Below are 17750 nucleotides of genomic sequence, written 5' to 3'. Positions count from 1 at the left end.
TTGTTCATATCACTTTGATTATAACATATAATGTCCGTTATTGTCAGAAAATGCCGTTATCTCTGCAAAAGTTCTCTGATATTAATATTACGGCATTTGCACATTTTGCTGACATTTCCATGTTCATCTATATGTCCGCAAGCTCCACAGATACCTTCACCACAGCACATTCTGAAATTATTGCAGAACACCAGTTTATGCTCCGGTATTTCCATATATTCTGATAAAGTCTTTATATAATAATCTGATGTCATCAGTATAATTCTATCATATTCATCAGCGTTATATGTTCCCGCCAGAAGACCTCGTCTCCCCTTTGACTGTTCTGCCTGCAAAGCATTGGTTATTTCATGCAGAGACTCTTTTCTGAAACTTGCTTCTATCCCTTCATCATCTATGCTTTTCTGCAAAGTGTCTATGACAATTTCATCATTAATCTTCTCAGTATCTATCAAAAAATCAACTTTTATATCGCCTGATGTACAGGTCATAAGATTTACCGCAGGTGCAAATCCAACACCTTTAGTCACTATCAGCCATCTTTTTCCGTTACTGTTTCCTGAACTTCTCATGTCCTGCTTCAGACCCGACAGACCTCCGCCTAAAAGACCGTTCTTATATACGCCTCTGAGCATCAAAGTATCTTCGACCTCAGCTACGGCCTTTGTTTTAGCCGAAATTACTTTTAACGCCAAAAATAGTCTGCCGCTTTCCGGCTCGCTCCTCATCACTGATACAGGAACATTGGAGATTTCGCTTTTTCCTACAGGATTTACAAACACAAAGGCTCCCGGCTGCGCTGCCTTTAACGCAAATCCTTTAGACACTTTCAAAACAATTACCAGCAGATCACTGCCATACCAGATTTTTTTTAAAATTTCTGTAGGTTCATTTTCACGTTTCTGTCTTACTACGCTTCCGTTCTGGATGTACTCATTATATACACAGACGCCTGCCCAACAGCAGTCACATTCCCGACGCCCGGCAAGTCTGCTGCACACTAAACAGTCCCCTGTTTCAGCAAGAGGACAAGGACAGTTGTCTGTTCCTACGTCAGCACATAAACTATTTATATATGTCATGGTTCTCCTCCCAAAATATACATAATATATTTTCTTTTTATATTATGCATATCTATCAAAAGGAGTTCATTTTGTTTGACTGAATCCAAAATCCATCAGTCTGTATGCGTCATTAAACCAGTCAGGAGCACTCATAACGACAGCAATCATAGTTTTTTCACCTCTTGTAGCAGAAGCCACAAGCGTCCTGCCGGAACTTTTTGTATAGCCTATCTTCACACCATTGCCACCCTCATATTCATTAACGGTCTTATTTTTATTATGAAAAGTTAGATAGGTACTTTCCGGTCTTTCTGCTTTCCAGTCTTTCTCTGAAACTATTTTACGAAAAGTTTCGTTTCCCATAGCTTCTCTGGCAATTATGGCCATATCTCTCACCGTAGTATAGTGATTCTCGTCGAACAATCCGTTAGGATTTGCAAAATGCGTATTGTCGCAGTGAAGCTTGGAGGCTTTATCGTTCATCATTTCGACAAACTTCTCTTGGCTTCCTCCTATTATCTCCGCCAAAGCTACTGCCGAATCGTTTCCGGAAACAAGCATGAGGCCATATAGCAAATCTTCTATGGATATCTCCTCTCCGGATTTAAGATAAATAGATGAGCCCTCCACGCCTTCTGCCAAAGCAGGGATCTTTACTTTCTGATTCAGAGGGCTGTCATATTTTTCAAGGGTCTCCAGCGTTATCAGCGCTGTCATTATTTTTGTCGTACTTGCCGGATACGCCTTCTCGTCAGCTGCTTTCTCGTACAGAACCTTTCCTGTGTTTCCATCAATAAGTATCGCCTGGCCAGCTGAAATACCTATTTCTTTTGTTGCTGCAGTATCCACGATTCCATGCTTTTGTACATAAAAAGCAAATCCGACAGCTACTGCCACAGCTACCGCAAAAATAAATATCGTTTTTCTCCTTTTCATAAAAAGCGGCTTAGCCGATTCCTTTCTAAAATTTGGGACTGTCTCACATTATTAGAACATCTCATGCAATATTTTCTGTATAAAAAATCCCCTTTGTCACCTTACGCGACAAAAGGGCCATTTATTACTTCTTTTCCTTTAGATCTAACGATATCTGCTGTGCATACACACCCTCTATGTCAAATGCCTCCTGTTCGTCATCTGACATAGCGCCTTCTATATCTTCTATATCCGGCAGCTGCTTCAGTGTTTCAAACCCAAACTGTTTCAGAAATTCATCGGTAGTCCCATAAAGGATAGGTCTTCCAACGGCATCAGATCTGCCGACTTCCGCCACAAGATCTTTCCTTGCAAGCCCCTCGATAACCCTATCACATTTTATCCCTCTGACTGCCTCTATTTCCCCCTTGGTCACAGGCTGTTTATAAGCTATGATAGCAAGCACCTCCAAAGCTGACTGAGACAGCCGTTTATGTTTTACCGGAGTACACAGACGTTCTATATAATCTATATTTTCTTTTCGTGTAACAAACTGAAAACTCCTGTTTACCTCTCTTATCACAATACCTCTGCCTTCACGCTCATACTCATCCTGAAGTTCCTTACAACATACATATATCTCATTTCTGTTTTCATTTAGAACTTCGGCTATTTCCTTTATGTCCAGAGGTTTTCCCCATACAAACATCATGGATTCTATCGCTGATTTTATTGTTTTCCTACCTGCCATGATGCTCCTCCTTTACCTGCAAGTCTGATTCCTGCATCTGATTTTCACAAAACAGTTCTGCTGTGGGATTAACCGTTATATCCCCGTATATATAAGGCTGACTGGCATCCAGCCTGCGCTGTTTCATCATTTCCAATACTGAGGAAAAAGTCACTGCAATATCATATCTGTCATTTTTTTCATGAACCAGCTGTCTAAAATCAACCTCTTTCAAATGACTTTTTCTGAAAAAATCTTTTATATTTTCCATTCTTGTCTCTGTAGTTATACGCTGTTTTGCACTTCTCTTATGATGTTTTTTTATTTCCTCGAGTTTTCTCTTTCTGTTTAAAAATTTCTCAAAAGCCGTCCTAAACTGATCTATATCAAGATTAAGATACTCATCAGATTCTCCCGTATATTCTGTGAGATCCTCCTGCGGTTTTTCCAAATACATATCTGTATCTTCCCAGCGATCCTCCAGTAATTCCGAAATGGTCTTAAAACGTTTATATTCCACAAGCTTTGCCACCAGCTCCGTTCTCGGATCCTCAGATACATTCCCACTGCCCTCCTGCGGAACTGATCTGGGTAACAACATTTTAGACTTTATCTCAATAAGGGCCGCAGCCAGGGTCATAAATTCCGAAGAAATATTGACATCCGCTTTATTCATATCCCCTACATACGCCATGTACTGATCTGTTATCTCTGATATCTTGATATCATATATACTCATCTGAGCATGTTCTATCAGATATACCAACAAATCAAAAGGTCCCTCAAATATATCAATTTTTACTCGGTATCCCATATTCTCCTCCATACCGCCAAAAAATACAGCAAAGTTATTGTAACACATATACAAATAACCGCTCAACTTAAAAAAAGAAAAACAGCGGAACGAATTGACAATGCCGCTGAAAATTCCCATAAATCAAGACCCCGCCTTACGGCGGGGTCCTGAGGTATTTAGATGAATATTACACCGATATTCTGATCTACTTTTTTATATTCTCTTACAGCTTGAATGCAGCTTTTACCTCTGCGATAGCTTCATCAAGAGCAGTTAATACCTTATCTATAGTTTCATAGCTCTGAGTTGCAGGTGGCTCAATTCTTACTGTCTTCGCATTTACTAATGTTCCGGCAGTCATAACCTTTCTTGCAAACAGACCCTTAGTTACTTCGTGGCCAACTTCTGCTTCTGGGAATTCCATACAGATAAGAAGTCCAGCACCTCTGATATCCTTAAGAACTGTAGGATACTTTTCCTGTAACTTCTTAAGACCCTTCATGTAATAGTCTCCCTTATCCTTCATCTGTCCAGGGATATCGTGCTCAAGCATATATTTGATAGTTGAAATAAATGCTGCACAAGCAAGAGGGTTTCCGCCGAATGTAGGTGATCCTAAGATCCATGGATTGTCAAACATCTTACCTTCGCTACCAGTACCGATACCTGACTTTTCATAAGTCCAAGGTCTTGCAATGATACCTGTGATAGGTACTACACCACCACTGGATGCCTTACCGTAAGTCATGATATCAGGAGTAACTCCTTCATAGTCTGCTCTCCACATTGTACCAGTTCTTCCCATACCAGTCTGGATTTCGTCGAAGATCAGGCAAATGCCGTATTCATCAGCGATAGCTCTCAGCTCTTTGAGGTAGCCATCTGGTGGAATAATAACTCCGCCTTCACCCTGAATAGGCTCTACGATGATAGCTGCAACTTTTTCGCCAACTGCTGTAAGGTTAGCAACTGCAGCTCTTGTAGCATCTGCATTACCATATTCAACGTGCTGTACCTGCTGAATCATAGGGATGAAATCTTCTCTGTATGATCCCTTACCGCCTAATGAAATAGCTCCCATTGACTTGCCGTGGAATGCGTTTACAGTTGATATGTACCATCTGCCGCCTGTAGCTAATCTTGCCAGCTTCATAGCCATTTCGATAGCTTCAGCACCACCGTTTGTAAAGAATGAATACTGGAGATCTCCAGGAGTGATCATAGCTAAGATCTTAGCAAGGTAACCTCTTAATGGGTCAACCAGCTCCTGTGAATGTAAGCAGTATCTGTCTAACTGAGCCTTTACAGTCTTTTTGATTTCCGGATTGTTATGTCCGCAAGCATAGATACCAAATCCGCCTAAGCAGTCGATAAATTCGTTTCCATATACGTCTACGAATACGGAATCTTTGTCTGCCCATTCTACGAATGCGGAATCAGTTGATACTGATTTTCTGTATTCTAACCAACCTGGGTTAACGTTTTCGTTAAAGTTTGCAATTGAGTCTGAGATAACCGCTGCTTTCTGCTCTTCTGAAAGCTCATCAGCTTCGATCATGTCCACAACTCTTTTAGCTTCTTCTAAAGCTAATTTCATGTTTCTTTCTGTCATAATTTTCCTCCTCTTTAACAATTAAGGTGTTTTTTCTTTCGTCGCCTGAAATTAACGACAATCGATGTAACTTCTGCATATTATATATTCAATATCCATGCCAAATACTTCAAATCTATAATTATTTTGTCCTTCGAAAAAACAAATTTTCTGATAAATCCTTGTTTTTAGCGGTGTACAAGGCTTATAAAAGAAAATAATATTTTTAGAGCCATCTTTAACTTTCATTGCGGAAAAGCATAATTTTCTTAAATTTGTGTTACATTTTTGAGACCATTTATCATTTTTGAGACAAACTTTGCTATAGTCATATATCTTTCCGCCAAATAAATCTTATTATAATTTTTTATCCCCAATTGATAAACCATCTTAAAACAATCATCAAACTGTGATATATTATATGTTATTCAGAAAATCATACAGAAAGGATCTCAGCTCATAATATGGAATATTTTAAAAACCTGATTTTCGGACTGCTCATCGGTATCGCTAATGCTATTCCCGGCGTCAGCGGCGGAACCATGGCTGTAATACTGAATATATATGATAAAATAATGTATTCACTCAGTCTGAAAAACATAAAAAATCATCTCAAATTTCTCATTCCGCTCGCTGTGGGAGCCATTGTAGGAATATATGGACTCAGCAACGTTATCGTAAAGGCTATGGAAAATTATCCCGTTATTTTAAAATTTTGTTTTATAGGTCTTGTTCTCGGAAGTATTCCTGCATTATATAAAAGAGCGAAAGGAGAAACTTTTCATAAAAAGAACTGGATATTCTTTATTCTCGCCTTAGCTTTTATGATTTTTCTGTTTTTTGTCAATTCAGAAGCTGCAGCTAATAAGTCCATAGAAGAATTCGGCGGCCTCAGTTTCTGGTTATGCGGATGGCTGTTTTTTACTGCAGCCGTTGGAATGATCGCCATGATACTTCCCGGCGTCAGCGGATCACTGGTACTTCTTTTATTCGGAACATACGCTGCTGTAATGGAAGCCATAGCTACATTCAATATAGCGCTTATAGCGGTTATAGGTCTGGGACTCATTGCCGGCGGCATCACAGGTGTAAAAGTCATAAAGCAAATGCTCAAGTTTCATCCTCAGGCTCTCTATTTTGGTATACTGGGCCTTATGGTAGGATCAATTTTTGTCCTTCGTCCCGGATTCACTTTCGATATTCAAGGCCTTATAGCTATAACAGGGCTTATCGTATTTACACTTATGGCATATCTGCTTTCCAGCCGAAAATAATCCCTCAGTCATAATTTCATAACTGTTAATATCAAACTCCTGATTATGGCACTATAATTTTTTCATATCCTCGAAGATATTTAAGATTATCTTACTGGCAACAATAGCACAATACCCAGTGTTTTATTGAATTAAGTTTCATCCCTTTTTCCACAAAAAGAAATAGCACACCAGCGCTATTTCTTTGAAAACTTGTTAAATATATCTTGAAATCAGACTATTCATCTTGACTTCCCATTCATAGGGATCAATTACAGACTCTGCCATAATTTCCAGCCGATGCAGCTCTTCAGCAGAAAGCCTTAACATATCGGCAGGTTTACTGACCCGTACCATTCTTCTGGCAGCCTGATACATTCTCCTGTCTTTATCCGGCATAGCAAGATACTGATCAATAATATCCAGCATCTTGTCTTTCTCATTTTTGAGACTGCCTTCTACATCCTGAAGAAGATTTATAATATGATCACTTACAAGCCTTGTATCCACTCCTTTAGCCTTATCTATCACAGTTCTGAGTTCCAAAAGCTTCTCATCGTCACTGCACAGCGTAAAGCTGCCTGACATAAAATCATCATAAAGCTCTGTCCCGGGTTTTACAGCAGCTGTCCTTATCCTCAGAAAATCAGGGTCGACCTCATTGACTACGTGAGCTGTTCCCAGCGCGTTATCTTCTGAAAGTTCATATCCCCCTATTCCAGGCATAAAATATATAGAAAGCTCAATCCCGCCTGCTTTTACATTCTTGCCTGCGGTGATTTCTTCCTGCTGTGTCACGCCTTTATTTATCTTTTTCAAAACAGCATCCGATCCCGATTCAAATCCTGAATGTATCCTGTCAAGGCCGGCAGCCTTAAGCTCGGCAAACTCCTCAGGACTTACTTTAGCAAGATTTTCTGCCCTTCCATATGAGGTTATTCTTTTTATAGTAGGAAATGCCTGTCTGAGATATATCAGTACATCAGTAAGTCTTCCGCTGCTTAGAGCCGTAGTATTCCCATCCTGCAGAAATACATTTTCAGCTCCGTCTATTATCCAGTTTGCCATCATATAAAGACATTGCCGTTCCTCATCAGTACCTTCCATAAGCGCTCTATTGAGTCCGTCTATATCCCATGTACCGTTGCTGTTTCTGTATTTTTCAACTTTCTGTGCTTGATACACCATATTATCTATATCAGCCTTGATACTGTCAGCGCTATACGCCTTGAATTTAGTATGCCTGTAAAGCTGGCAAAACTTACATTTATTCCAAGTACAGCCATTAGTAACTTGCAGCAGCAGGCTTTCAGCTTCACTTGGCGGTCTTATGGGACCTATTCTAAAAGTTCTCTCCATATCAATTCTCCTGTAATTAAATTTTATGTATATTCATATCAATTATTATACATTTTGTTTTACTATTATATCACATCAAATAAGAGTATTTAAGTATAATTTAAGGAGAGCTTATGGCTGCAGACAAAATACTTACAGGAAGATTTACAGGAATTCCTATATTTCTTCTGGTTATGCTCACAACATTTCACCTTACATTCAATGTTGCCGGTAAATTCTTAAGCGATCTTTTATCAGAAGTTATAAATAATGGAATAAGCATTTTAAGTTATAAACTTCTCAGCGCAGGAGTCAATCCACTGTTTCATGCACTGATAATAGACGGGATATGTGCGGGAGTAGGAAGTGTACTTTCATTCATACCTATTATAGCAGTATTATTCTTTCTTTTGACCGTTCTGGAAGAAACCGGTTATCTTCCTAAAGTAGCAGTCATGATGGATACTCCAATGAGCAAAATAGGGCTATCCGGAAGATGTATCGTTCCTCTCATCATGGGATTCGGATGCTCAGTTCCTGCTGTTCTTGCCGCCGGGACAATGCTTGTCGGCAAAGACCGCAAAACAACTATTTTGCTCATCCCCTTTATGTCTTGCAGCGCCAAATTACCTGTCTATGCTATGTTCACGGCAGTCTTCTTTGAAGATCACCGAGTCTGGGCTATGGCCGGGATATACACAGCAGGCATAGCGACAGCAATCCTCTATGCCCTCTTTCTTAAACATACTCGTATATCAAAAGGATTGCAGCGAACACGTCATAATCCGCAAGCCCATGTTTCTTACAAAATCCCTGATGTGAAAATCATTTTTGCAGCAGTATGGGACAATGTAAAAGGCTTTATAAAAAAAGCTTTCACTGTTATATTTATGGCATCTGTTATAATATGGTTTCTCCAGTCTTTTAATTGTAACCTGCAGATAGTATCAAACAGTGAAGACAGTATTCTTGCTCTTTTAGGCAAATACGCTTCTCCCATATTCATTCCTTTAGGGTTCGGCGACTGGAGGGCAGCATCTGCTGTTATTGCCGGGCTTTCTGCAAAAGAAGCCACAGTCAGCACATTTGCCGTGCTATCAAATACTGCATCAGACGGCTCTCTTTACACGCTGCTCTCTGACATCTTTTCACCACTCAGCGCATTTTCATTTATGATATTCTGCCTTTTATATATTCCTTGTATCGCTACTCTTACCGCTGTGAAAAATCAAACAGGTAACTGGCGGCAAAGCATAGCCATGATAACTACCCAGACATCTATTGCATGGGGCGCATCCTTTATCGTATATCAACTGGGAATACTGTTCTGTCACTGATAATCTCAAATTTTAATCTAACGATTTTTACAATGTGCTTCATATCATTGCATTACTTTAAAACCTTCTGTTATAATAATTACCTCAAATATTTTCAAAGAGGTTATCATGAAAAAAACAAATAACTTAACAGAAGGAAAAATACTCAGTTCTCTAACCCGCTTCGCCATGCCTGTATTATTTGCCTTGTTTCTCCAAGCCTTATACGGAGGTGTGGATCTTCTCATCGTAGGCCAATTTGCTTCTACAGCCGACGTATCTGGCGTCGCTACAGGCAGTATGGTAATGCAGACGCTTACAATGACCATAACAGGACTTGCCATGGGAATAACAGTTCTCGTAGGTCAGCGGATAGGTGAAAAAAGCCCTTACAAAGCAGGTCAGGCTATCGGAAGCGGACTTTGCCTATTCCTCGTGGTCTCCTTTATTCTTACTGTGTGCATTATCATATGGTCAGGTGCTATCGCCCGCCTTATGCAGGCTCCTGAAGAAGCATTCGCCCAAACTGATCTCTACATAAAAATATGCGGAGGCGGCTGCATATTTATCGTAGCTTATAATGTTTTAGGAAGTATATTCAGAGGTATCGGCGACTCCAAAACACCTCTTCTTACAGTGGCCATTGCCTGCGTTTTGAACATAGGCGGCGATCTTCTTTTAGTCGCTGTTTTTCATATGGGCGTAGCGGGAGCAGCTCTTGCCACGGTAGCATCACAGGCTGTAAGTGTGGTCATATCTCTTCTTATAATTCGAAAACGCACGCTTCCTTTTACTTTTTCAAGAAAATTTATCCGCTTTAATAAAAATATAATATGGACCGAATTTAAGCTCGGCTCTCCCGTAGCCCTTCAGGAACTTCTTGTGGGCACTTCATTTCTTGTTATTCAGATGGTGGTCAACACTATCAGCGTCACTGCATCCGCCGGAGTGGGGGTGGCTGAAAAACTCTGCACATTTATAATGCTTGTTCCGTCTGCTTATATGCAATCTATGGCAGCTTTCGTTGCCCAGAATGCAGGCGCCGAAAAACCACAGAGAGCATCAAAAGGTCTTCTTTACGGAATTATCACATCTGTTTCCATTGGAATTATCATGGCATACTTTTCATTTTTTCACGGAGATGTACTGTCCTCTGTATTTTCGAATGATGCCGCCGTCATACCAGAAGCTCATGATTATCTGAAAGCTTACGCCATAGACTGCATGCTCACACCATTCTTATTCTGTTTTATAGGCTACTATAACGGATACGGAAAAACTTTATTCGTCATGATACAGGGGCTTGCAGGAGCTTTCTGTGTAAGAATCCCACTTGTAGTACTAATAAGCCATATCCCCGAGGCAACACTTTTTCACATAGGTCTGGCTACTCCAGCTTCCACCATAGTACAAATATCTCTCTGCCTTATTATGATGACTAATATAAAAAAACAGTCAAAACAAAGACTATCTCCAATAAATCTTTGATATGAACTGTTTTTGTATGATATCATTGCCCGGTTAAAAGAATAAACAAGCTGCCGCTGCTGTAAATGTCCGACTATATGAAAAAAGAGGCTCCGCCTCAAAGGATTTTTCCCAACGCGAAAGCCTCTGGCAATATAATCTGTTTTTTCAGCACCAATCAGTTCTTGGAATATATAGTTTTACTGCTGACACCTTCCAATGCGCCAAGCTTTCCGGACAAAGCGCTTATGGTATCCTGATCCGAATCAAGAGCTATACTTATTATCGATATCCCTTTGCTGGGATGAGGCACTCCCATTCTGCCTATTATATGGCGGCGATATTCATGGAGCAATCTATTCAGTTCTTCTACTGAATTTTCATTTTCTACAATGATTCCTATCAATGCAGTTCTCGTTTCACTACTCATATTTACCTCCTTATCCTTAATGCTTCCTCCTATATCCTCCCTCGGCTACATGTGCTCTGGTTATAGCTTTGGAAATAGCGATCTTAGCCTTTATGACATCGTTAGGATCACCATCTTTCTCATGATGAGTGAGCCAGTCTTCTGCTTTGGCTTTCTCGCTGAGCACCCGGTCCATATCTATATCTTCTGACCATTCTACGGCATCAGTATAGATAATGATACTGTCCCTCACATCTATGAAACCTCCGGCAATAGCAGCGACTTTAAATTCGTCTTTTGCTGCTCCTGCTTCCTGTATCCACAATTCTCCGATATCCAGAAGTTTGCATGCCCATGAATGACCGTACATAAACCCTTCATCACCTTCCAGTGTCGTAGTTATCACAATTTCTACATAACCGCGGTAAAACATTTTGGATGGAGTTATTATTTCTAATTTTACGCTGTTTGCCATAATAATCTCCTATTTTTATTTCCGGCTCTTTTCAAACTTCTCCACAACTTCATCTATACCGCCTGCAAACAAGAACATCTGCTCCGGTATCTCATCATGTTTTCCATCCAGAATCTCTTTAAACCCTCTGATAGTCTCTTTAAGCGGCAGATATTTTCCTTCCATTCCCGTAAACTGAGCCGCTACACTGAAAGGCTGAGACAGAAATCTCTGTATCTTTCTGGCTCTTGATACCACAAGCTTGTCGGAATCCGAAAGCTCATCCATACCAAGTATAGCGATTATATCCTGAAGGTCTTTATATCTCTGAAGGACTTCCTGAACACCCCTTGCTGTCTGATAATGTTCCTCTCCTAAAATAAGCGGATCCATTATTCTTGATGTAGATTCAAGAGGATCTACCGCAGGATATATCCCCAGTTCGGTTATAGACCTTGAAAGAACCGTTGTAGCGTCCAGATGAGCAAATGTAGTTGCCGGCGCCGGATCTGTAAGGTCATCAGCCGGAACATATACCGCCTGCACTGATGTTATAGACCCCTTTTTCGTTGAAGTAATTCTTTCCTGAAGCGCTCCCATTTCTGTCGCCAGTGTAGGCTGATATCCCACAGCTGAAGGAACACGTCCAAGCAGAGCAGATACCTCAGAACCCGCCTGAGTAAACCTGAAAATATTATCTATAAATAAAAGTACATCTTGATTTTCCTTATCTCTGAAATATTCTGCCATGGTTAACCCTGTAAGGGCTACTCGCATTCTTGCTCCGGGAGGTTCGTTCATCTGGCCAAACACCATCGCTGTATTATTTATAACCCCGGATTCTATCATCTCATAATACAGATCATTTCCCTCTCGTGTTCGTTCTCCAACACCTGCAAATACAGAAATTCCTCCGTGTTCTCTGGCTATATTGCTTATAAGTTCCTGAATAAGTACAGTCTTTCCTACACCCGCACCTCCAAACAGACCTACTTTGCCTCCCCTTGTATAAGGCGCTATCAGGTCTATTACCTTTATACCGGTTTCAAAAATATGGGCTGATGTATCCTGTTCTTCAAAAGGAGGCGCTGCTCTGTGTATAGCTGCTCTCAGCTCTGTTTCAACAGGGCCTTTTTCATCAATGGTATCACCGATAACGTTGAACATTCTTCCGAGAACTTCTTTTCCGACAGGCACCTTGATAGGCTCTCCCGTGTCTACAGCTTCCATTCCTCTTCTCAGTCCGTCAGTGGATGACAATGCAACGCATCTTACAACATCATCACCTATATGCTGCGCCACTTCAGTAACTATATTCTTATCCTCGTATTTTATATTCACCGCATTGAGAAGCTCCGGCATCTCGTCTTCATTAAATTTTATATCTATTACGGGGCCTATGATCTGATGTATAATTCCCTTGTTCATTTTCGCCTCCTATTTCTGCGCCTCGGAACCGGCTACGATTTCTATAATTTCATCAGTTATAGCAGACTGTCTGGCTCTGTTGTAATAAAGAGACAGTTGATCCAGCATATCTCTGGCATTTTCCGTAGCATTTTCCATGGCAGTTCTTCTCGCCGCGTGCTCACATGTGGCTGATTCCACCACCGCCGCATATATCATAGTCTCTACATACTTGGGAACCAGATAATTGAATACAGCTTCTACCGAAGGCTCATATTCCACCTGCTTGGTATCCCTTATTATATCAGTTTCCTCATCTACCTCAAAAGGCAATAAAGTTATATTCTTCACTTCCTGTTCCATGGAACTTATAAAAGAGGTATATATGAGCACGACCTCATCAATTTCTCCTCTATTATACATTTCTATAATAGGAAGACTCATTTTTCGCGTCTCAAGGAACGATATATTTTCAGGCGGAGCTAAATAATCTCCATATATCTTATAACCTCTTTTTTCAAAGTATTCTTTTCCTTTAGTACCTATAGCATATATTATAGGCTCTTCCCAGTCATTATCTATATCCTTCTGAGCTTCTTTGAGAACATTGGTATTAAAACCTCCGCAAAGTCCTCTGCCGCTGGTAACAACTATATAACATGTAGTTTTTATTTCTCTGTTCCCGGCAAGATATTCCTGAGGAATATCCTGACCGCTGTGAAAGATCTCTGCTATAGTATGTGTGATATAGTGAGAATTGGCATTGGTTTTCTCAAATATAGCCTTTGCCTTTCTAAGCTTTCCTGCCGACACCAGTTTCATGGCATTGGTTATATGCTCGGTGCTTGTAACACTTTTTATACGTCTCTTTATATCCTGCATATTATTTGATGCCATTATCACACCTCCTAATCTGCTTTGCCCTGTATCGTACTGCCCATCCCGGATTCTTTCTCGAATTCTTTCTTAGCCAGCTCTATTCCTTCACAAAGCTGCTTTTCAGTATCTTCGCTGATCTGTCCGCTCTCTTTTATAGCTTTCTCAACATGTGGATAGTTTTCGGACATAAATTTGTAAAGCTTTTTCTCAAAATCTTTTACACTATCAGCGCCGATATCGGCGAGATATTTGTTTATAGCTGCATAGATTATCATAACCTGTCGTTCCACAGGTACAGGCTGATACTGCGGCTGCTTCAGAATCTCCATAAGTATACGGCCATGTTCAAGTCTCTCTTTCGTTTCATTATCTATATCTGATCCGAACTGAGCAAAACTTGCCAGCTCTCTATATTGAGCCAGATCAAGTTTTACGGAACTGGCAACCTTTTTCATTGCTTTTATCTGAGCATTTCCTCCTACACGGGAAACTGATATACCTGCATTCACTGCCGGTCTCTGCCCTGTAAAGAACAGCTCTGTCTCAAGAAATATCTGGCCGTCAGTAATAGAAATAACATTTGTAGGTATATACGCCGAAACATCGCCTGCTTGAGTTTCTATAATAGGCAATGCCGTAATGGAACCTCCGCCCAACTGATCCGAAAGTTTTGCTGCTCTTTCAAGCAATCTTGAATGCAGATAGAATACATCTCCGGGATATGCTTCTCTCCCCGGCGGCCTTCTCAGCAGCAGTGACATCGCTCTGTACGCCACCGCATGTTTTGACAGATCATCATAAACAATCAGTACATCCTTACCCTGATACATGAAATGCTCTGCTATAGCACATCCTGAATAAGGGGCTATATATTGCAAAGGAGCTACGTCCGATGCCGTAGCTGATACCACTATGGTATACTCCATAGCGCCTTTATCTTCAAGATTCTGTACAAGCTGCGCCACTGTAGAGGCTTTTTGTCCTATAGCCACATATATACAGATAACATCTTCACCCTTTTGGTTGAGAATCGTATCTACAGCTATAGCTGTCTTGCCCGTCTGCCTGTCTCCGATTATCAGTTCTCTCTGCCCCCGTCCTATAGGTATCATAGAATCTATAGCCTTAATACCTGTCTGCAGAGGCTGATTTACTGATTTTCGCTGAAGGACTCCGGGCGCTGCGCATTCTATAGGGCGAAAATCCTGTGTAACAATAGTGCCCTTACCGTCTATAGGCTGACCCAATGCATTTACGACACGGCCCAACATATTTTCTCCTACAGGCACTTCGACTACCTTGCCCATGGGTTTAACAACATCGCCTTCCCGTATCTCCCTGTCAGATCCTAAGATAACGGCACCCACATTGTCTTCTTCAAGATTCAATGCCATCCCATAAGTATTATCGGTAAATTCCAGTAATTCGCCCGCCATACAGTTTTCCAGCCCGTAAACTCTGGCTATACCATCGCCGACCTGTATTACTGTACCGAAATCGGAAACATCCAGCTTGTTTTTATAATTTTTTATCTGTTCTTTTATTACCGCGCTGATTTCTTCCGGTCTTAAGTTCATTTCGTCTCCTCCCTAATTCAAATTAATTTGACTGTCCATATCGTCAAATCTTTTTCTGATAGAAGCGTCTATCATCTTACCCTCCACGAGGATTTTGATTCCCCCTATCAGTTTGGGATCGATTTCATTAGTTAACTTTATATTCACTTTGAAAAGCTCGGAGGTCTGCTCTTCCAGCTCTTTTATACGCTTCTGATCAAGAGGGATTACCGAGTATACTGTTCCATATGAAATTCCTTCTTTTCTGTCTACAAGTTTTTTATAAACTTTAACCATTTTATCAAAATGCATAGTCCTGCCTTTGTCAATCAGTATATAAAGAAAATTAAGAAGTTCATCACAGATTCTTCCCTCAAAAATTTTTCCGAAAACCCGTTTCTTTTCCTCGGCTGATATGCCGGGGGAGTTTATGAATGTATACAAATCATGCTCACGACTGAAAACCTCTGCCAACTCTGATGCTTCTTCTTTAATCAATTCGGTCTTCTTGGTCTCTGCTGCCGCCTCAAACAAAGCGGTGCCGTAAGTCAGATCAATGGTCAGTTCTTCCATCCCGTACTCCTTGCCTGTCTTATGATCTCATCAACTACAGCTTCTTGTCCTACTTTCTGTATTTCATGCTCTACGATTTTTTCAGCGGCGAGAATAGCAAGTGCTGCGATTTCATGTTTCATATCTACCATGGCCTTTTCCTTTTCTTTCTGAATGGCCGTTTCTGCTTTGGCGATCATATCAGCTGCCTGTTTATTTGCCTCATCTATAATATCTCTGGCCTGAGCGTCAGCTTTCATCTTAGCATTTCTTATTATCTCGCGCCCTTCCTCTTCTACTTTAGCTATGCGTCTGTCATAGTTTTCCATCTTTTCATCGGCTCTTCTGTTGGTAAGTTCTGCGTTATCAAGCGCATCCTTTATAGACTGCTTTCTTTTAGCAAGCATATCCAGAAAAGGCCTATACAGAAACTTGGTCAATATCCCCACTAAGATCAGGAAGTTAATTAAATAAAATATAAATTCCTTTAAGCTGATTCCTAATGCTTCAACCATAATTATGCCTTCCTTCCATTACAGATCTCTGATCTTGTTTTCAGATCTTTGTGAACAACAAAAATGCAACAAGAAGTCCGTAAATACTCAAGGATTCCATGAATGCAAATGAAAGTATCATATTAGTACGAAGCATACCTGCTGCTTCAGGCTGACGTGCCATGCCTTCTAAACCTTTTGCCGCTGCTATTCCCTGTCCGATTCCGGGCCCGATAGTAGTTAATCCTATTGCTAAAGCCGCTCCTATTGCTATTAAACCCATAATTCTTTCTCCTTTCATTACTTTGATCGCCATTGACGATCATCCAGGTTACACCCTTGCGGTGTTTCATTACTTTGATCGCTAAAAGTGATCATATCAATAATTGAAATATTTTCAGCCGAACTTTCAATGGTGTTCAGCATCCAATCTATCTATAAATGTTCTTCCTCATCCTCCGGAAGCGCTTCTTTTATATATATGGCCGTAAGAAGCGAAAATACCAGTGCTTGCACCAATCCCATCAGCACGCTAAGCATCTGCATCACTACAGGCAGGCCTATTGGTACCAGATCAAAGAACGATTCTGTAACAGTCTCCTCGCCAAAAATATTTCCATAAAGCCTCAAAGTAAGAGATACAGGTCTTACAATCTCTTCCAAAGCCATCAACGGAAGCAAAAATGCAAAAGGCTTGAGCAAATGTTTATAATATCTGAGTCCATGATGTTCTCTTATTCCTATAATCTGTATAGCCACAAATACGATTATTGCCATTGCCATAGTACAGTTTATCGATCCTGTAGGAGCTGCCAGCCCTTTGATGTGCCCTGATCCGGGAAGAAGTCCCGAGTAATTGGCAAGCAGAATATATATAAACAGTGTTGCTACCAATGGAAAATAACGTCTGCAGGCTTTGCTTCCCATGATTCCCTCAAAAAATCCAAACAACCCTTCTATAGCCCATTCAGCAAAATTCTGAAAACCCGACGGTATGGTCTGAAGCCTCCTGCCGGCTATAACAGAAATCACACAAAGCAGTACAGTAATGACCGCACTTGTTATCATGCCATTTGATATCCCTATAGAATTCAACGCCTCTATCATCGACATCAAGCCTCCTTTTCCATCGTTTTTTTCTGTCCTGCAGCAAGTATTTTATTCATCACCACTAAAGCGATAGCTGTTCCTATCAAAAAAGCAGCCTCATCAAAAGGAACAATATTCCTTACAACAAAGGCCAAAAGCAATGTCAGTATATTTACTGCATAACTGATGAGTGCTCGCGCATAAAGGCCTCCCACCTTTTCCTCCTCCGCAGTTTTTTTCTCACTTTCCTGCAGATACCGCTGCCAAAGAAAAAGATTCTTAAGGTAACCTACTGCTCCTCCCAATATCAGCCCTGCAATAGCGCCTATAACATAAGTCAACCCATCTCATCTCCTCTCTTATGACTTTAAATTATACACCAATTTGCTGGAATTGTGAAACCATTTTTGAATAATTTTTTAATTAACAATCCAGTTTTT

19 protein-coding genes are annotated in these 17750 nt (G+C 40.6%); 3 read left to right on the top strand and 16 right to left on the bottom strand.

The annotated features are described in order from the left end of the window. Positions 1-56 precede the first annotated feature (56 nt). The 5 genes from H8692_RS05035 to H8692_RS05015 all read right to left on the bottom strand — a co-directional run bounded on the left by H8692_RS05035 (position 57) and on the right by H8692_RS05015 (position 5102). Positions 57-1082: a hypothetical protein gene (locus tag H8692_RS05035; RefSeq protein WP_177267627.1), complete on the bottom strand. Its 1026-nt coding sequence runs from the start codon at positions 1080-1082 to the stop codon at positions 57-59. 66 nt (positions 1083-1148) lie between these two features. Further along, positions 1149-2000, bottom strand: a complete 852-nt coding sequence (locus tag H8692_RS05030) for a D-alanyl-D-alanine carboxypeptidase family protein (protein ID WP_177267626.1) — start codon at positions 1998-2000, stop codon at positions 1149-1151. Positions 2001-2124: 124 nt separating this feature from the next. Beyond that, a complete protein-coding gene (gene scpB, locus H8692_RS05025) occupies positions 2125-2730 on the bottom strand; it encodes an SMC-Scp complex subunit ScpB (RefSeq protein ID WP_177267625.1) in 606 nt (201 codons plus the stop codon). Further along, a complete protein-coding gene (locus H8692_RS05020) occupies positions 2720-3523 on the bottom strand; it encodes a segregation and condensation protein A (protein WP_187525099.1) in 804 nt (267 codons plus the stop codon). Before H8692_RS05020 ends, scpB begins: the two co-directional genes overlap by 11 nt. 205 nt (positions 3524-3728) lie before the next feature. Next, positions 3729-5102 (bottom strand): putrescine aminotransferase, encoded by a 1374-nt coding sequence (locus H8692_RS05015; RefSeq protein ID WP_346727747.1) that lies wholly within the window; start codon positions 5100-5102, stop codon positions 3729-3731. 458 nt (positions 5103-5560) lie between these two features. Here H8692_RS05015 and H8692_RS05010 point away from each other — a divergent pair, with 458 nt between their 5' ends. Beyond that, positions 5561-6370, top strand: a complete 810-nt coding sequence (locus H8692_RS05010) for a DUF368 domain-containing protein (RefSeq protein WP_177269635.1) — start codon at positions 5561-5563, stop codon at positions 6368-6370. 195 nt (positions 6371-6565) lie between these two features. On the opposite strand, the gene H8692_RS05005 is transcribed toward H8692_RS05010, so the two are convergent. After that, entirely contained in the window at positions 6566-7708 is a 1143-nt protein-coding gene (locus tag H8692_RS05005) for a radical SAM protein (RefSeq protein WP_187525098.1), read from the bottom strand. Positions 7709-7821: 113 nt separating this feature from the next. On the opposite strand from H8692_RS05005, the gene H8692_RS05000 reads away from it, so the two are divergent. Further along, on the top strand, positions 7822-9024 hold the full coding sequence (locus H8692_RS05000) for a ferrous iron transporter B (protein ID WP_187525097.1): 1203 nt from the start codon (positions 7822-7824) through the stop codon (positions 9022-9024). Positions 9025-9132: 108 nt separating this feature from the next. Continuing rightward, positions 9133-10491, top strand: coding sequence for an MATE family efflux transporter (locus H8692_RS04995; RefSeq protein ID WP_187525096.1), 1359 nt, complete (start codon positions 9133-9135; stop codon positions 10489-10491). 157 nt (positions 10492-10648) lie between these two features. Here the strand turns inward: H8692_RS04995 and H8692_RS04990 are convergent, their stop codons facing one another. From H8692_RS04990 to H8692_RS04945, 10 genes are all read right to left on the bottom strand, one after another. Beyond that, entirely contained in the window at positions 10649-10900 is a 252-nt protein-coding gene (locus H8692_RS04990; protein ID WP_177269643.1) for a TM1266 family iron-only hydrogenase system putative regulator, read from the bottom strand. A 16-nt stretch (positions 10901-10916) separates the two neighbouring features. Next, a complete protein-coding gene (locus H8692_RS04985; protein WP_177269645.1) occupies positions 10917-11354 on the bottom strand; it encodes a F0F1 ATP synthase subunit delta/epsilon in 438 nt (145 codons plus the stop codon). A gap of 15 nt (positions 11355-11369) precedes the next feature. Further along, positions 11370-12761 carry a F0F1 ATP synthase subunit beta gene (atpD, locus tag H8692_RS04980; RefSeq protein WP_177269647.1) on the bottom strand — a complete coding sequence of 464 codons (1392 nt, stop codon included), beginning with the start codon at positions 12759-12761 and terminating at the stop codon, positions 11370-11372. 9 nt (positions 12762-12770) lie between these two features. Further along, positions 12771-13637, bottom strand: a complete 867-nt coding sequence (atpG, locus tag H8692_RS04975; RefSeq protein ID WP_177269649.1) for an ATP synthase F1 subunit gamma — start codon at positions 13635-13637, stop codon at positions 12771-12773. A gap of 11 nt (positions 13638-13648) precedes the next feature. Further along, entirely contained in the window at positions 13649-15196 is a 1548-nt protein-coding gene (gene atpA, locus H8692_RS04970) for a F0F1 ATP synthase subunit alpha (protein WP_177269651.1), read from the bottom strand. A 12-nt stretch (positions 15197-15208) separates the two neighbouring features. Beyond that, a complete protein-coding gene (atpH, locus tag H8692_RS04965; RefSeq protein WP_177269653.1) occupies positions 15209-15748 on the bottom strand; it encodes an ATP synthase F1 subunit delta in 540 nt (179 codons plus the stop codon). Further along, positions 15736-16242: a F0F1 ATP synthase subunit B gene (gene atpF, locus H8692_RS04960; RefSeq protein WP_187525095.1), complete on the bottom strand. Its 507-nt coding sequence runs from the start codon at positions 16240-16242 to the stop codon at positions 15736-15738. The genes atpH and atpF overlap by 13 nt, the downstream gene beginning before the upstream one ends. Before the next feature lie 40 nt (positions 16243-16282). Then, entirely contained in the window at positions 16283-16504 is a 222-nt protein-coding gene (atpE, locus tag H8692_RS04955; RefSeq protein WP_177269657.1) for an ATP synthase F0 subunit C, read from the bottom strand. Positions 16505-16656: 152 nt separating this feature from the next. After that, the gene (gene atpB, locus H8692_RS04950; protein WP_177269659.1) at positions 16657-17334 is read right to left on the bottom strand and encodes a F0F1 ATP synthase subunit A; all 678 of its coding nucleotides are present in this window, start codon (positions 17332-17334) and stop codon (positions 16657-16659) included. Then, complete coding sequence (locus H8692_RS04945) at positions 17334-17651, bottom strand: hypothetical protein (protein ID WP_177269661.1); 318 nt, start codon at positions 17649-17651, stop codon at positions 17334-17336. Before H8692_RS04945 ends, atpB begins: the two co-directional genes overlap by 1 nt. Between the last annotated feature and the right edge of the window lie 99 nt (positions 17652-17750).

This window comes from Lentihominibacter hominis (assembly GCF_014385065.1).
GTDB classification, from domain to species: domain Bacteria; phylum Bacillota; class Clostridia; order Peptostreptococcales; family Anaerovoracaceae; genus Lentihominibacter; species Lentihominibacter hominis.
The sequence above is the reverse complement of the archived record's forward strand: the minus strand, read 5'-3'. Positions and strand labels throughout refer to the sequence as shown.

Excerpts from the sequence above, each read along its gene's own strand:
- H8692_RS05035 (WP_177267627.1), bottom strand. The coding sequence starts at position 1,082 with ATGACATATATAAATAGTTTATGTGCTGACGTAGGAACAGACAACTGT.
- H8692_RS05030 (WP_177267626.1), bottom strand. The coding sequence starts at position 2,000 with ATGAAAAGGAGAAAAACGATATTTATTTTTGCGGTAGCTGTGGCAGTA.
- scpB (WP_177267625.1), bottom strand. The coding sequence starts at position 2,730 with ATGGCAGGTAGGAAAACAATAAAATCAGCGATAGAATCCATGATGTTT.
- H8692_RS05020 (WP_187525099.1), bottom strand. The coding sequence starts at position 3,523 with ATGGGATACCGAGTAAAAATTGATATATTTGAGGGACCTTTTGATTTG.
- H8692_RS05015 (WP_346727747.1), bottom strand. The coding sequence starts at position 5,102 with ATGAAATTAGCTTTAGAAGAAGCTAAAAGAGTTGTGGACATGATCGAA.
- H8692_RS05010 (WP_177269635.1), top strand. The coding sequence starts at position 5,561 with ATGGAATATTTTAAAAACCTGATTTTCGGACTGCTCATCGGTATCGCT.
- H8692_RS05005 (WP_187525098.1), bottom strand. The coding sequence starts at position 7,708 with ATGGAGAGAACTTTTAGAATAGGTCCCATAAGACCGCCAAGTGAAGCT.
- H8692_RS05000 (WP_187525097.1), top strand. The coding sequence starts at position 7,822 with ATGGCTGCAGACAAAATACTTACAGGAAGATTTACAGGAATTCCTATA.
- H8692_RS04995 (WP_187525096.1), top strand. The coding sequence starts at position 9,133 with ATGAAAAAAACAAATAACTTAACAGAAGGAAAAATACTCAGTTCTCTA.
- H8692_RS04990 (WP_177269643.1), bottom strand. The coding sequence starts at position 10,900 with ATGAGTAGTGAAACGAGAACTGCATTGATAGGAATCATTGTAGAAAAT.
- H8692_RS04985 (WP_177269645.1), bottom strand. The coding sequence starts at position 11,354 with ATGGCAAACAGCGTAAAATTAGAAATAATAACTCCATCCAAAATGTTT.
- atpD (WP_177269647.1), bottom strand. The coding sequence starts at position 12,761 with ATGAACAAGGGAATTATACATCAGATCATAGGCCCCGTAATAGATATA.
- atpG (WP_177269649.1), bottom strand. The coding sequence starts at position 13,637 with ATGGCATCAAATAATATGCAGGATATAAAGAGACGTATAAAAAGTGTT.
- atpA (WP_177269651.1), bottom strand. The coding sequence starts at position 15,196 with ATGAACTTAAGACCGGAAGAAATCAGCGCGGTAATAAAAGAACAGATA.
- atpH (WP_177269653.1), bottom strand. The coding sequence starts at position 15,748 with ATGGAAGAACTGACCATTGATCTGACTTACGGCACCGCTTTGTTTGAG.
- atpF (WP_187525095.1), bottom strand. The coding sequence starts at position 16,242 with ATGGTTGAAGCATTAGGAATCAGCTTAAAGGAATTTATATTTTATTTA.
- atpE (WP_177269657.1), bottom strand. The coding sequence starts at position 16,504 with ATGGGTTTAATAGCAATAGGAGCGGCTTTAGCAATAGGATTAACTACT.
- atpB (WP_177269659.1), bottom strand. The coding sequence starts at position 17,334 with ATGTCGATGATAGAGGCGTTGAATTCTATAGGGATATCAAATGGCATG.